12 protein-coding genes and 1 riboswitch are annotated in these 15691 nt (G+C 33.9%); of the genes, 8 read left to right on the forward strand and 4 right to left on the reverse strand.

Translation table 11 applies throughout. The features are described from left to right. Nucleotides 1-497 precede the first annotated feature (497 nt). Nucleotides 498-1646 carry a TIGR04053 family radical SAM/SPASM domain-containing protein gene (locus BAQ49_RS09515; protein ID WP_071745142.1) on the forward strand — a complete coding sequence of 383 codons (1149 nt, stop codon included), beginning with the start codon at nucleotides 498-500 and terminating at the stop codon, nucleotides 1644-1646. 158 nt (nucleotides 1647-1804) lie between these two features. On the opposite strand, the gene BAQ49_RS09520 is transcribed toward BAQ49_RS09515, so the two are convergent. Together BAQ49_RS09520 and BAQ49_RS09525 are read right to left on the reverse strand one after the other, a co-directional pair. Next, the gene (locus BAQ49_RS09520) at nucleotides 1805-2335 is read right to left on the reverse strand and encodes a GNAT family N-acetyltransferase (RefSeq protein ID WP_071745122.1); all 531 of its coding nucleotides are present in this window, start codon (nucleotides 2333-2335) and stop codon (nucleotides 1805-1807) included. 235 nt (nucleotides 2336-2570) lie between these two features. After that, nucleotides 2571-3866: an Nramp family divalent metal transporter gene (locus BAQ49_RS09525; RefSeq protein ID WP_071745123.1), complete on the reverse strand. Its 1296-nt coding sequence runs from the start codon at nucleotides 3864-3866 to the stop codon at nucleotides 2571-2573. Nucleotides 3867-4361: 495 nt separating this feature from the next. Between BAQ49_RS09525 and trhO the strand changes: the two genes are divergently transcribed. After that, complete coding sequence (trhO, locus tag BAQ49_RS09530; RefSeq protein ID WP_071745124.1) at nucleotides 4362-5321, forward strand: oxygen-dependent tRNA uridine(34) hydroxylase TrhO; 960 nt, start codon at nucleotides 4362-4364, stop codon at nucleotides 5319-5321. 223 nt (nucleotides 5322-5544) lie between these two features. On the opposite strand, the gene BAQ49_RS09535 is transcribed toward trhO, so the two are convergent. After that, nucleotides 5545-7020, reverse strand: a complete 1476-nt coding sequence (locus BAQ49_RS09535) for a hypothetical protein (RefSeq protein WP_071745125.1) — start codon at nucleotides 7018-7020, stop codon at nucleotides 5545-5547. A gap of 174 nt (nucleotides 7021-7194) precedes the next feature. On the opposite strand from BAQ49_RS09535, the gene panE reads away from it, so the two are divergent. Further along, nucleotides 7195-8127, forward strand: a complete 933-nt coding sequence (panE, locus tag BAQ49_RS09540; RefSeq protein WP_071745126.1) for a 2-dehydropantoate 2-reductase — start codon at nucleotides 7195-7197, stop codon at nucleotides 8125-8127. A 78-nt stretch (nucleotides 8128-8205) separates the two neighbouring features. On the opposite strand, the gene BAQ49_RS33875 is transcribed toward panE, so the two are convergent. Continuing rightward, a complete protein-coding gene (locus BAQ49_RS33875; RefSeq protein ID WP_071745127.1) occupies nucleotides 8206-8334 on the reverse strand; it encodes a hypothetical protein in 129 nt (42 codons plus the stop codon). Nucleotides 8335-8474: 140 nt separating this feature from the next. After that, a riboswitch (cyclic di-AMP (ydaO/yuaA leader) is annotated at nucleotides 8475-8621 on the forward strand. 144 nt (nucleotides 8622-8765) lie between these two features. Here BAQ49_RS33875 and BAQ49_RS09550 point away from each other — a divergent pair. The 5 genes from BAQ49_RS09550 to BAQ49_RS09570 all read left to right on the forward strand — a co-directional run. Continuing rightward, the gene (locus BAQ49_RS09550) at nucleotides 8766-10592 is read left to right on the forward strand and encodes a potassium transporter KimA (protein ID WP_071745128.1); all 1827 of its coding nucleotides are present in this window, start codon (nucleotides 8766-8768) and stop codon (nucleotides 10590-10592) included. Between the two features lie 602 nt (nucleotides 10593-11194). Next, nucleotides 11195-12355 carry a non-hemolytic enterotoxin NHE subunit A gene (gene nheA, locus BAQ49_RS09555; RefSeq protein ID WP_071745129.1) on the forward strand — a complete coding sequence of 387 codons (1161 nt, stop codon included), beginning with the start codon at nucleotides 11195-11197 and terminating at the stop codon, nucleotides 12353-12355. Nucleotides 12356-12392: 37 nt separating this feature from the next. Then, nucleotides 12393-13601: a non-hemolytic enterotoxin NHE subunit B gene (nheB, locus tag BAQ49_RS09560; protein ID WP_071745130.1), complete on the forward strand. Its 1209-nt coding sequence runs from the start codon at nucleotides 12393-12395 to the stop codon at nucleotides 13599-13601. A 134-nt stretch (nucleotides 13602-13735) separates the two neighbouring features. Then, nucleotides 13736-14815 carry a non-hemolytic enterotoxin subunit C gene (gene nheC, locus BAQ49_RS09565; RefSeq protein ID WP_071745131.1) on the forward strand — a complete coding sequence of 360 codons (1080 nt, stop codon included), beginning with the start codon at nucleotides 13736-13738 and terminating at the stop codon, nucleotides 14813-14815. A 272-nt stretch (nucleotides 14816-15087) separates the two neighbouring features. Next, a partial coding sequence (locus tag BAQ49_RS09570; protein ID WP_116733444.1) for an IS4 family transposase occupies nucleotides 15088-15691 on the forward strand: 604 nt, incomplete at its 3' end.

Here is a 15691-nt window from a genome sequence, read left to right on the forward strand (position 1 = left end):
GAAAAATGGTTCTGGTGCAAAAAATCTATCAACCTTGGACATACTGATACTACTACTCTACAAAGGTGTGTGATTGGTATGGAAATAAGTTATACGAACAACTACTTTGAGTTTCGCGTTGTAAAGAAGATCCTTAATTTAATAATCTTTAACAAACAGGCGCGATTGTTGAACAACAATTAAAAGGGCGATACATATTATGCATGACTAATATGTATCGCCCTTTATTTTTTATGACTTTTTACGATTTAGGTCTTGATAACTAAAAAAAAGATGTGATGTGTTGAAGAAAGCCACGATGTTTATAAAAAGTTGTGAAGCTTTGCCCTTTTAGATCATTTAGTCTAAAGGGGTGGTTTATATTTTTTTAAAAAGAGCTTCTGTGATGGTTGAAGAGGAAGGTAGAAACATTAGATCAACAGCAGAGGAAGATTATTGTTTGTGATTCATCTCACAACATAAATACATATATAACTTTACAATTAGAATATCAATTGATGGGAGGGTTAATCTTGATTAATCGTGATTTTAATGAAAATCCGTTTATTGTGATATGGGAGTTAATAAGAGCATGTCAATTAAAATGTCTGCATTGTCGTGCAGAAGCACAGTATCATCGTGATCCTCTAGAGCTAACATTCGAAGAAGGAAAAAAACTAATTGATGATATATATGAAATGGAAAATCCAATGCTTGTATTTACTGGTGGAGATCCATTAATGCGTCCAGATGTATATGATATTGCGGAATATGCAGTGAAAAAAGGTGTTCGAGTATCTATGGCGCCAAGTGCCACTCCAAACGTTACGAAAGAAACAATTCAAAAAGCAAAAGAAGTAGGACTTGCTAGATGGGCGTTTAGTTTAGATGGACCAACAGCTGAAATACACGATCATTTTAGAGGGACAGAAGGGTCATTTCAATTAACAATGAATGCGATTCGTTATTTGCATGAATTAAAAATCCCTATTCAAATTAATACTGTTGTTTCTAATTATAATGTGGATGTACTTGAAGAGATGGCAATGTTAATAGAAGAATTAGAATGTGTACTCTGGAGTATATTTTTCTTAGTTCCAACGGGGCGAGGTAAGGAAAAAGATATGATTTCACCAGCCCAACATGAAAGGGTATTCCATTGGCTATATCAACTTAGTAAAAAGGTTTCTTTTGATATTAAAACAACAGCTGGTCAGCATTATAGACGTGTTGTGATTCAAGAAAAAATGAAAGAAAATAAAAAAACAAATCAGGTTATTCAATATCAGGATGTATTGATGAATGGGACGACGGGTCGAATTGATGGGCTTGGACGTGCTCCAAAAGGGGTGAATGATGGAAACGGTTTTGTATTTATTTCTCATATTGGAGATGTATATTCAAGTGGGTTATTGCCGATTAAAACCGGGAATATTAGAACAACATCGCTAGCTGAAATTTATCGAAACTCCCCTATTTTTCAAAACCTTCGTAATCCGGACAAGTATAAAGGAAAGTGCGGTGTTTGTGAGTTTCGATATGTTTGTGGGGGATCTCGTTCTAGAGCATATGCGATGACGGGGGATTACATGGAAAGCGAACCTTTCTGTGTATACATTCCAGAAGCATTGCGAAAACAGAAAAAGAACGTAAAAAGCGGTACATGAGTAAGGGTTTGCTCATGTACCGTCTATTTTAGATTATATAATTTATTGTACGTTGCATCCGTCGTACGATGATCTAAGAAATGAAAACTGTATCCCTCATTAAAAATCCACTACCTGGCTCCGTTGTGCTGATACGAGTTTTTTACACGTTAATTCTATTAAACTGATTTTAATAAAGAATAATAATTCGTATCATATGGAATATCATCTTGATACATATAATTTTTTAAAACTCCTTCTTTTTCAAAACCTAATTTTAATAGCACTTTATTTGAAGCTTCATTTTCAAGAAAGACAATCGCACCGATACGTTTTAAATGAAGGGTGTGGAAACCATATGATATAACTTCAGGAACTGCTTCAGTCGCATATCCATTTCCCCAGTGTTCAGGGAGAAAGGCATAACTTATATTGGCGCGTTTATGCTCAGAAGACCAATCGTGAAAACCAATTGTTCCAATGAGTTCTTTCTTATCTTTTAATTCGATTCCCCATTTTATACCGTTTCTTGCATTGTAACTCAACTTGAAATTATTTATGATCTGTTTTACTTGATCAACATTCTGTAATGGTTTTTGGCCATAATAGCGCAGTACATCAGTGTTAGAAAAGCATTGTAGTATACTTGGTGCGTCTTTTTCGGTAAGTTCTCGCAAAATGAGTCGGTCGGTCTTTAATATAGGAAACATGCCTTCACTCCTGTTCATATGAAACTAAAATATATTTGTTATTATATAATTTAATCTGAAAATAAAGATTATTCAAGGTGTAAGGGTCAGATTGTTTTGAAATAGATTACAGAATGTATTTTGAATAGAAATTGGGATGTGGAAGAATCAAAAGGTTTGTTAAAAATACTTTGTGGCATTAATACAAATCATATAAAGAAAAAAGGGATTCCATTTTCATTGGAATCCTTTTTCATTAGCCTACAAATGTTTGATACAGTAAGAAAATATTTAAAACGATAACGAGTGCAGCGATTATCCAAGCGATAAATGTTGTTATACGGTGGTTAACGAGTGCACCCATAATCTTTTTATTACTTGTAAACATAATAAGTGGTACTAGTGCAAAGGCAATACCGAACGATAAGACAACTTGACTCATAACGAGAGCGTAAGTTGGGTTTACGCCTAAAGCAATAATAACTAGTGGTGGAATCATTGTAATAAATCGGCGTAAATATAGCGGAATATGCATGCGAATGAATCCTTGCATAATAATATCACCCGACATTGTACCGACAGATGAGCTAGAGAGTCCTGCTGATAAGAGTCCAATTCCAAATAAAGCAGCTGATACAGGACCGACTAAGTTACTAAATTGGTTAAAAGCAACATCAAGATCTTCAACATGCAAGCCGTTTTTAAAGAATAAAGCAGCTGCTACAATTAACATACTTGCATTAATAGCTCCAGCGATAACCATTGCAATAATAATATCGATGAATTCGAAGCGGAAAATCTTTTTCCTTTGTTCATCATTTGTTCCGACTACGCGGCGTTGCGTTAAGGCAGAATGTAAATATATCGCGTGCGGCATTACTGTCGCACCTAAAATTCCAGCTGCTAAAAGAATGCTATCCACGCCTTGGAATTTTGGAATAAATAGACCTGAAAGAAGAGGACTTAATTCTGGTTTAGCATAAAAGACTTGGACACCAAAAGCGATAACAACGATAAAAATCATCCCTGTTATGATAGCTTCTAATGGACGAAAGCCTCTGCGCTGAAATTCAAGAATAATAAATGATCCAACCGCTGTAATTAAAGCAGCTGGTAACATCGGAATTCCAAACAGTAAGTATAATCCGAGTGCTGCTCCAATAAATTCAGCTAAATCAGTCGCCATAATAACGAGTTCACCTTGTATCCATAAACCGATGGAAACTGGTTTTGGGAAATTTTCTCGAGCTATTTCAGGAAGGTTTTTCCCAGTAGCGATTCCTAATTTAGCTGATAAAGTTTGGATTAATACAGCCATTAAATTAGAAGCGAGAATTACCCAAAGTAATAAATACCCATATTGGGATCCAGCAGCTATATTCGTTGCAAAATTCCCAGGATCAATATAAGCAACTGATGCGATAAAAGCAGGTCCTAAGAATGGTAATAGTCTCTTTAAGCCTTTCGTTTGTCCGCTTAATGCTAAATGTGCGGATTGAACAGTTGTACTTTGAGAAGGGACTTGTTCATCTTTTGATATATCTTTATTCATAGTAGTGTTCCCCTTTGGAATGTTAACTTGATGAAATTATTGTATTTGCTCTTATTCATTATTTCAATACATTTAAATATATTATGTGGCAATTTCATTTGAACACGAAAGTTTCCTTAATGCAAATTATATGACTTCGTGCAAAGAATGGTGTGACGATGTGAAAAATATTTTGGGAGTTTATGGCTGCTGAATAAGGGGGAAGATAATAAATTATAGGGTTGTTTTTGAAATTTATGTGAACATAGAGCCTATATTACAGCATATTAATTGATGGAAATGAAATTGTATGATATATAATATATTGGGATTACAACATAACCATAGTGTTTTGTGATGTAATCTTGTTTTTATTTTTGTTAACTTATAGAAAAAATTGTAAATAGAAGAAAATAGGCTAAGTACAATTTAGTATGTATTTTCTTATTATATATGTTTTGATATGAACGTTAACTTATACATGATTTTAAAATTTAGATAGGTGGTAGAAATACATTGGCAACTACAAAACCATATAGAGTATTACTTTATTACATGTACACAACAATTGAAAATCCAGAAGAATTTGCTGAACAGCATTTAGAATTTTGTAAATCACTTGAGTTAAAAGGAAGAATTCTTGTAGCGACAGAAGGAATTAATGGAACTTGTTCTGGAACTGTTGAGCAAACAGAAAAATACATGGAAGCGATGAACAATGACCCACGTTTTGCTGGAATCGTTTTTAAAATTGATGAGGCAGATGAACATGCATTCAAGAAAATGCACGTACGTCCTCGCCCAGAGTTAGTTACACTTCGCTTAGAAGACGACATTAATCCAAAAGAAATTACTGGGAAGTATTTAGAACCAAAAGATTTTTATGAAGCAATGAAACAAGAAGATACAGTTATCATTGATGCACGAAATGATTATGAATTTGATTTAGGACACTTCAAAGGTGCAATTAAACCAGATATTGAATCATTCCGTGAATTACCAGATTGGATTAGAGAAAATAAAGAAACACTTGAAGGCAAAAAGATTTTAACATACTGTACAGGCGGAATTCGTTGTGAGAAGTTCTCTGGTTGGTTAGTTCGTGAAGGTTATGAAGATGTAAGTCAGCTTCATGGCGGAATTGTAACATACGGAAAAGATCCAGAAGTACAAGGCGAGCTATGGGATGGTCAATGTTACGTATTTGATGAGCGTATCGCTGTACCAGTAAACCAAAAAGAGCACGTTATCGTTGGTAAAGATCACTTTACAGGTGAACCTTGTGAGCGCTATGTAAACTGTGCAAACCCTGAATGTAACAAGAAAATTTTATGCTCTGAAGAAAGTGAAGCAAAACATTTACGTGCATGTTCTCATGAATGTCGTGTACACCCACGTAATCGTTATATCGTGCAACACGAATTAACTGAAGAGCAAGTAGCTACTGCATTAGAAAAAATCGAAGCAGGGAAGTAAGCGGAATTAGTGTAACACAAAGAGAAGAGGCTACTCCAAGGTTCATTTTGGAGTAGCCTTTTTTATGATTCGGTTCTTATTTTTGTCAGTTTTTGTCGATAAGTCGATATATTTAAAAAATCGCTGATATATTTTGAGTTGCGCCGATATATTCGGAAAATCGCTGATAAAAATTTCATTTACTTAAGTGCACCATGTATTTTTAATTTAAAAATAATCGTCTTTAATTTTTATCCTCTTTTTCGTTCACAGCAGAAAGTACAGTTTGTTTTACCCACGCTTGTCTTCTTCGATGCTGTATACCCCATTGGTATAAACTTTGTGCACCTAAAATAAAGGAAATGACTATACCGCTAATTGCTATTAACAGTGCGAAAAATTCAAGAGGCGATGATATTTTGTTTGAATCTGTGTTTCTTAAAAGGTCAATCATAGTAAACCCTAACATTTGGCCCACCACAGAGTAGAGAGTTAAAATTAATAATAAAAGGCTATCTTTTTTAGCGGCGACATTTTCTTGATATTTAAACAAACCATCAAGATTTTGTTTCGCGTTCGAGTATAAAATTTCAATGTTAAAAAGTTTTCTTAAGCGGAAGAAAATATCTTCACTTTGTGATTGAGATACTAATTCTAAAGAAAAATAATTCGCTGTAAACGAATTGATAGAGTAAATTAATTTCTCTATTTCATTTGTATCTTGTTCAATATTTAGTTCAGCATAAGCGTTCGCCATCTTTAATAAAACAACTTTATGGAATAGGTTTAATAATAAAGCGTAATAAAATTCTCCGTACATTTGACTAGCAAGTTTAGTGACTTCTCGTTCACCTTCATTTGTTATACATGTGAAAATATGTTCTTCCATAATAAAATAACGGTTAGGAGCCCATCTTTGATAAGAATGCTTTGTTAAATAATCGTGAATATAAGGAACATTATTTGCGCTAATATACGGCTTACCATCGTCTGTTAATCCGGAAAGACTGGAAGCTCGATATACATCAACTACATGAAGGTGTGACTTTTTGTTAATAGATAATAAGGTTTGTACATACATTCGTTGGTCTTCAAAGAAGGGGAATGTTTGAAAGTATGAACTCCGCAACCTCTTATTCTCAAAGAAGTCTGTTAAGCCATGAAATAAATCGCCGAATATAAGTTTTTCTACTTGTGAATATTTTTTTCCATCACATTCAATACAAATGGTCTCAGTTGTATCATTTCTAGTTTCAAGCACACGGAAGCGAGAAGCGAATTCGATGGCTTCTGATAATGTCATGTTTGGAGCGGTTTTGACTTCTGTTCGAATTGTTAAGAAGCCAAGCTCATAAGGACAAAGTGTTACATCAATAGAATGTATCTTGAATGGAACGGAAATAAGATTTGTTGTTAAATGTCCATTTAAATTAAGATCTTTAGAAAAGCGCTGTAGTCCCTTTTGATGTTCTGAATGAGGAAAAAGAATTTTATTCGTAAATGAAAGATAGTATGCTTCCATATTTTGATGTGAAACTTTAAACTCCCCATAATATGTATTTTCATCTTCGAGATGATCGAGTCGAAAAGGACGGAAATTATTTTTTTGTAAGAAAGGGAACATATTTTGTTCATATCCAGTTTTAAACGAAAACGGGAATATAAATTGAAATATAGCTGTTGTTACATCTTTTTCTTCGATTGTTTGTATTGCCTCCATTTACATTGTTTCCTTTCCGAATAAGCTATAGAAACAACATGCCCAATTTTTCTTGAAAATAACCTTGTTTTTGCAATAGATTAAGAATGAAAATTCAGCTAATTTAACAGGGGACATGTATAATGTTATGTATACTAAAACTAGTATAATTGTGTTAGGAAAAGGGGATATTGTATGCGCATTTTAGTATTAGGAGCTGGTGGCGTCGGTGGATTTTTTGGTGGCCGATTAGTAGAAAAGGGAGAAGATGTTACATTTCTCGTTCGCAGCAAAAGAAAACAGCAATTAGAGGAAAAAGGACTTGTTATTCGTAGTGTGAATGGAGATTTTTCATTTCAACCGAAATTGATAACGAAAGAAGATAGAACGTCTCCATTTGATGTGATTTTATTTTCAACAAAAGCGTATCATTTACACGAGGCGACCATAGATTTAAAGCCGTTTGTAGGTGAAAATACTGTAATAATCCCATTGTTAAATGGTATCGCTCATTTATCACTATTACAAAAGGAATACGGCGTGGAAAAAGTAATTGGTGGTTTATGCTTTATCGAGACGACGTTAAACGAACAAGGAGAAATTGTACAAACTAGTGCTGCTAACAGACTTGTATTTGGGGAAATTAAGCCTCAAGATTCAGAGAGAATAAAGCGTATTTCTAAAGTATTTGCAGGTACAAAAGCTAGTTTTGTTTTAAGTGAAAATATTACGCAGGATATGTGGCATAAATATTTATTTATAACTGTAATGTCAGGTGTGACAACATTAATGCGTGCACCAATAGGACCGATTCGTGAAAGTGAAGGTGGTCGTGATTTTATCCGAAACTTATTTGAAGAATCTGTACAAATCATGAGGGCATTAGGGGCTCCAGTAAAGGAAAACATTGTTGAGGAACATATGAAAACGATTGATAAAATTTCGTATGATATGAAGTCATCGATGCAGCGTGATATGGAAAAATGTTCGTTTATTGAGGGGAAGCACTTACAAGGATACTTACTGGATTTAGCAGAGCAATTTTCTATAGAAGCACCTTTATTAGGCGTTGTATATCAAAATTTAACAGTGTATGAAGAGATGATAAAAAGTAAGGGAATAGTATGATTTTAACAGTATGAAAATGGATAAAGGATAGCAAAATATAAATACGTTGCTATCCTTTTTGGTGTTTATAGTGACAATTTATTCATCTCTTCTAATTCTTTCTGTCGTATTTTTTTCTTTATCACGGTTACCATATAATTGATTAATTTCGCTTGCTACTGCATCTAAATATGAATCGGAAAAAATAGGCTTCTTTTCTTTAGACATATGGGTCTCCTTTGTGGATTTTTTAGTATTCATTATGTATATTTATCGGTGGATTATACGCAATCATTTTAATTATTTTCTTTTTGAAAATTTTTGTTTACTTTTTGAAAATAAAGGAGTAATATAATCCACAGTTTCAATTTTCTAAATCGCTGAAACCGCATGGTGCGGGGGACCCGTTTAAATGAATTAGTGCATAATTCAATGGGGTGAATCCTTGAAAAAGGTAGGGCTACTCATAGGCCCGAATCCGACAGCTAACCTCGTAAGCGTTATATTGAGAAGGAAGGTGGAGCTTGTGCGACAAAAAAAATAATGTCTACAAGTCTATTTCGTTATGGCTTGTAGACATTTTTTGTTTTCTGAAGAAATACTTTACTTGCTCTAACTAGCAGAAAAGTTCGTACAAAATTATTGGAGAGTGGACAGCAGTGGTTTCAACTATCAAAAGGTTTTTAATTGGAAGGCCATTAAAATCAACAGAGCTTGGAGAACAAAAGCTTAATAAAACGAAAGCGCTAGCTATTTTATCTTCTGACGCTTTATCATCAGTTGCTTACGGTCCAGAGCAAATTTTAATTGCATTAGCAGGTCTTGGAGCGGTAGCTTATTGGTATTCTATTCCAATAGCTGTTGGGGTATTAGTATTATTAACAGCTCTTATTTTATCTTATCGGCAAATTATTTTTGCTTACCCTCATGGCGGGGGCGCATATGTTGTATCAAAAGAAAATTTAGGGATGAATCCAGGCTTAATAGCTGGTGGATCTTTATTAGTAGATTATATTTTAACAGTCGCAGTAAGTGTATCTGCAGGTACAGATGCGCTCACATCTGCTTTTCCTAGCCTACATGCACATAATGTAATCATTGCAATTATATTTGTAATACTAATTACCATTTTAAATTTAAGAGGGGTAACTGAATCAGCTTCTATTTTGGCATATCCTGTTTATTTATTTGTTTTAGCATTATTTATATTAATTGGTGTAGGGGTGTACAATATTTTAACTGGTCACGTTTCACCGACTTTACATTCACCGATTGGAACACCGGTTGCAGGAATTAGTTTGTTTTTACTGTTAAGAGCATTTGCTTCAGGAAGCTCGGCTTTAACAGGTGTTGAAGCGATCTCTAATGCAATTCCAAACTTTAAAGATCCTGCACCTAACAATGCAGCAAAAACATTGCTTGCGATGGGGGCATTACTTGCCATTTTATTTTCAGGAATTGTCTTTTTAGCTTACTATTACGGAATTACTCCAAATAAACAAGTAACAGTCGTTTCGCAAATCGCTGAACAAACATTTGGACGTAATTTTATGTACTTTTTCATACAAGGTATAACAGCTTTAATATTAATTCTTGCAGCTAACACAGGGTATTCTGCATTTCCGTTATTAGCAGTTAATCTTGCGAAAGATAAGTTCATACCGAGAATGTTTACAATTAGAGGAGACCGTCTGGGATATTCAAACGGTATTATTATACTAGGGGTTTCTTCGATTATTTTAATTGTAGCTTTCCAAGGGCAAACAGAACATTTGATTCCGCTATATGCGGTAGGGGTATTTATTCCATTTACGCTTTCTCAAACTGGAATGGTACTAAAGTGGCTTCGTGAAAAGCCTGAGGGATGGATTTTACGATTATCGATTAATTTAACGGGTGCAGTTATTAGTTTTATCGTAATGAGTATGTTCTTTTTAACTAAGTTCGCACAAGTTTGGTCGATCCTTATTTTCTTACCTGCCATTATCTTCTTGTTCCATCGAATTAAGAAGCATTATGATGCAGTGGGCGATCAATTAAGTTTAAAAACTTGTGAACGGATTGTTCCGATTGAGGGAAATGTAATTGTCGTTCCTGTAGCAGGCATGACTCATGTAGTAGAAAATTCATTGAACTATGCGAAGGCTCTTTCTGCAGATCAAGTTATCGCTGTATATGTTGCTTTTGACAGAGAAGAGGAAAAGCAATTTGAAGAGAAATGGAAGAAGTGGCAACCTGAAGTAAGGCTTGTTACATTACATTCTCATTATAGAAGTATTATTCAGCCGTTAACCAAGTTTATTGATACAGTGCAATATAAAGCGAGTGAATCAAATTACCGAGTTACGGTCGTTATACCGCAGTTTATTCCGAAAAAAGGTTGGCATAACATTCTTCATAACCAGTCTAGTTTACTCATTCGTGCGTATTTACTGTATCGAAGAAATGTTGTTATTACGACAGTACCATATCATTTGAAAAAGTAAGGGGATTTTTTAAGGATAACTTCACGAAAGTGAAGTTATCCTTTTTGTGTATATGCTATGCATAATTGCATATAGGTCTTAAAATTATATTACTATAATATTATCACTTATGAGTAAACAGTGTTTGTTGTTGTGATATATGGATATTTTAATGGAGAAAGTTAAGTGGATTTTATTTTGGAATAAGGACATGAGAGCTTGAAAATAAAGGGAATTAAAATACTTCTTTACGGTAGATGAATAGCTGTGTTTAAATGACCTTACAGTACAAAACTTACATGAAAACAAAACAAAATTTCATACTTTTGTATGTTAATTAGTTTAAAATGAATAATATTTTTAGGTGATATATTCACTGTGTGAATGCTGGACTTGAGGTAATATAGAAATTTTATACAATATTATTCATACTAAGCACATATGAAAAGTTATAAAATGTTTTATAACAATAAGTTAGTACTGTAGCAATAAAATTTGAGATAGGTGATTCGTACATGAATCACGGTGATAATGTTCTCTATTTTTACCATCTCAAATCATGTGCAAAAAATAGAATAATAAAATGCGATAGTAATAGTTGCTAATACATAGGAGGAGTTAAAGTGAAAAAGACTTTAATTACAGGGTTATTGGTTACAGCAGTATCTACGAGTTGCTTCGTTCCTGTAAGCGCTTACGCGAAGGAGGGGCAAACAGAAGTGAAAACAGTATATGCGCAAAATGTAATTGCACCAAATACATTATCAAATTCAATTAGAATGTTAGGGTCGCAGTCACCACTTATCCAAGCATACGGATTAGTTATTTTACAACAACCAGACATTAAGGTAAATGCTATGAGTAGTTTAACGAATCATCAAAAATTTGCAAAAGCGAATGTACGAGAGTGGATTGATGAATATAATCCGAAGCTGATCGACTTAAATCAAGAAATGATGAGATACAGCACAAGATTTAATAGCTATTATAGTAAGCTCTATGAACTAGCAGGAAAAGTAAATGAAGATGAACAGGCAAAAGCAGATTTTACAAATGCATATGGTAAATTACAATTGCAAGTCCAAAGCATTCAAGAGAGTATGGAGCAAGATTTATTAGAGTTAAATCGATTTAAAACGGTATTAGACAAAGATAGTAACAACTTATCAATTAAAGCTGATGAAGCAATAAAAACAATGCAAGGATCAAATGGGGATATTGTGAAATTAAGAGAAGATATTAAAAGAATTCAAGGGGAAATTCAAGCTGAACTAACTACTATTTTGAATAGACCTCAAGAAATTATTAAAGGTTCTATTAATATCGGTAAACAAGTATTTACAATTACAAATCAAACTGCACAAACGAAAACAATCGACTTTGTATCTATCGGGACTTTAAGTAATGAAATTGTAAATGCTGCAGATAGTCAAACGAGAGAAGCAGCTCTTCGTATTCAACAAAAGCAAAAAGAGCTATTACCACTTATCCAAAAATTATCACAAACTGAAGCCGAAGCGACTCAAATTACATTCGTTGAAGATCAAGTAAGTAGCTTTACAGAACTAATTAATCGCCAAATTACAACTTTAGAGACGTTATTAACGGATTGGAAAGTTTTAAATAATAACATGATCCAAATTCAAACAAATATTGAAGAAGGTACGTATACAGACAGTAGTTTACTTCAAAAACATTTCAATCAACTCAAAAAAGTAAGTGATGAAATGAATAAGCAAACAAATCAATTTGAAGATTATGTTACAAACGTTGAAGTACATTAAACAGAAAAATAATTAGCGATATAGGGAGAGAAGAAAAATGACAAAAAAACCTTATAAAGTAATGGCTTTATCAGCACTTATGGCAGTATTTGCAGCAGGGAATATTATGCCAGCCCATACTTATGCAGCTGAAAGTACAGTAAAGCAAGCTCCAGTTCATGCTGTAGCAAAAGCTTATAATGACTATGAAGAATACTCGTTAGGACCAGAAGGCCTGAAAGATGCGATGGAAAGAACAGGTTCAAATGCTTTAGTAATGGATCTGTACGCTTTAACAATTATTAAACAAGGTAATGTTAACTTTGGAAATGTATCGAGCGTTGATGCGGCTTTAAAAGGAAAAGTGATTCAGCACCAAGATACAGCTAGAGGAAATGCGAAACAGTGGTTAGATGTTTTAAAGCCACAGCTTATTTCAACGAATCAAAATATTATTAATTACAATACGAAATTCCAAAACTATTATGATACTTTAGTTGCTGCGGTAGATGCGAAGGATAAAGCAACACTTACGAAAGGTCTAACTAGATTATCAAGTAGTATTAATGAAAATAAAGCGCAAGTAGATCAGTTAGTAGAAGACTTGAAGAAATTCCGAAATAAAATGACGTCGGATACTCAAAACTTCAAGGGAGATGCAAATCAAATTACATCAATCTTAGCTAGTCAAGATGCTGGAATTCCGCTTCTGCAAAATCAAATTGCAACGTATAATGAAGCAATTAGTAAATATAATGCAATTATTATCGGCTCATCTGTTGCGACAGCTTTAGGCCCAATTGCAATTATCGGTGGTGCAGTAGTTATTGCTACTGGTGCAGGAACGCCGCTAGGAATCGCATTAATTGCAGGTGGTACAGCAGCTGTAGGCGGTGGAACAGCTGGAATCGTATTAGCGAAGAAAGAGCTTGATAATGCACAAGCAGAAATTCAAAAGATAACAGGACAAGTTACAACTGCGCAATTAGAAGTAGCAGGATTAACGAACATTAAAACGCAAACGGAATATTTAACAAATACGATTGATACTGCAATTACAGCGTTGCAAAACATTTCAAATCAATGGTACACAATGGGGTCAAAATACAATTCTTTACTTCAAAATGTAGATTCAATTAGTCCAAATGACCTTGTTTTCATTAAAGAAGATTTAAACATTGCGAAAGATAGCTGGAAGAACATTAAGGACTATGCAGAAAAGATTTATGCTGAAGACATTAAAGTAGTAGATACGAAAAAAGCATAATAGTAATTAAACCGCTACAGCATTATGTGTAGATAAATAATTTTAAAATAATAGAGAGCTCCTGTTCAGTAGTGAGCAGGAGCTTTTTTTACCTCTAATGTTTCATATCCTCATAAAAAGAATAGGTGATAATTATGCGTAATAATTTCTATAAAAAATGTCTTTTAACGATAATGATTGCTGGAGTCACAACAAGTAATGCGTTTCCTTTACATCCTTTTGCAGCGGAACAAAACGTAAAAACATTGCAAGAAAATGCGAAAAATTATTCTCTCGGACCAGCGGGGTTCCAAGATGTAATGGCGCAAACGACATCGAGCATATTTGCAATGGATTCATATGCAAAATTAATTCAAAATCAACAAGAGACTGATTTGAGTAAAATAAGTTCAATTAATAGTGAGTTTAAAGGAAATATGGTTCAGCACCAAAGAGATGCAAAAATTAATGCAGCGTATTGGTTAAATAATATGAAGCCTCAAATTATAAAAACAGATCAAAATATTATTAATTACAATAATACTTTTCAAACGTACTATAATGACATGCTAGTAGCGATTGATCAAAAGGATAGCGGTAAATTAAAAGCGGATTTAGAAAAATTGTATGCGGACATTTTAAAAAATCAAAATGAAGTAGATATTTTATTAGGGAATTTAAAAGCATTTCGCGATAGAATGGCGAAAGATACAAACAGTTTTAAAGAAGATACAAATCAATTAACTTCGATTTTGGCGAGTACGAATGCTGGTATTCCAGCTTTAGAGCAACAAATAAATACATATAACGATTCAATTAAAAAGAGCAATGATATGGTTATTGCTGGTGGTGTACTTTGCGTAGCGCTAATAACATGTCTTGCGGGCGGACCGATGATTGCGATTGCGAAAAAAGATATCGCAAATGCAGAACGAGAAATAGCCAATTTAAAGGATAGAATTTCTGGAGCACAAGCAGAAGTGGTAATTTTGACAGATGTAAAAAATAAAACAACAAATATGACAGAAACAATTGACGCAGCAATTACAGCACTACAAAATATATCAAATCAATGGTATACGGTAGGTGCAAAATATAATAATTTACTACAAAACGTAAAAGGAATGAGTCCAGAAGAATTTACCTTTATAAAAGAAGATTTAAATACAGCGAAAGATAGCTGGAAGGATGTAAAGGATTATACAGAAAAATTGCATGAAGGTGTGGCGAAGTAAACAGTGGACTAGTTCCGCTGTTTATTTTTTTATCCCGTTTTTTGTGGAGAGCCGAGCATGTAATTTTATCCATAAGTTTGCTGTGCGTTTTATCAATGTGGCTTTCTATGAGAATTTAACTTGTTTTTTCATTTTGGGGTGGTAAAAAATTCTTAAGTTGATGGGCATGGGATAGCACCACACATCCATCAACTTAAGGATTTAGACTATTTTTGAAGTTAAAAGCACGTTACTATTTTCTTATGTTAATGAGAAAGGGTGACGTGCTTTTTATGAATATGAATCCCAAACAAGAGTTATCTTTATTTGCCGAAGAGTTATATCGATATATGTCTCCCGCTACACTTAATCAATTAGCTATAGAAGCAGGCGGAATGAAACGAAAACGCAAGTGCCACGGGCACCATTTCTTATCTTTGTGTGTATGGCTAAATCAACAAATCGCTACTACCTCTCTTACTCAACTTTGTAGTCAATTAGAAATCTCAACAGGAATTTTATTAAGTCCGGAGGGACTTAATCGACGCTTTAACTCAGCTTCTGTAGCTTTCTTTCGAACTGTATTTACTACACTTCTACAAGCTAAAATTGGAGGGTTATCTAAGATTTCTCATTCTCTTTCTGCTTACTTTGAGCGTATTCTTATCCTTGATTCTACAACATTTCAAGTGCCGGATCGATTTGCATCTACTTATCCTGGTGCCGGAGGATGTAGTCATAAAGCTGGTGTGAAAATTCAACTAGAGTATGACTTGTTGAGTGGAGAATTTTCTGATGTGAAAATTGAACCAGGAAAACGAAGTGATCAAGCGTATGGTGCGACTCGAACAGGTATGGTACAAAAGAATGAACTATATATTCGTGACTTAGGATATT

The sequence above is a fragment of the Bacillus proteolyticus genome (genome assembly GCF_001884065.1).
GTDB classification, from domain to species: Bacteria; Bacillota; Bacilli; order Bacillales; family Bacillaceae_G; genus Bacillus_A; species Bacillus_A proteolyticus.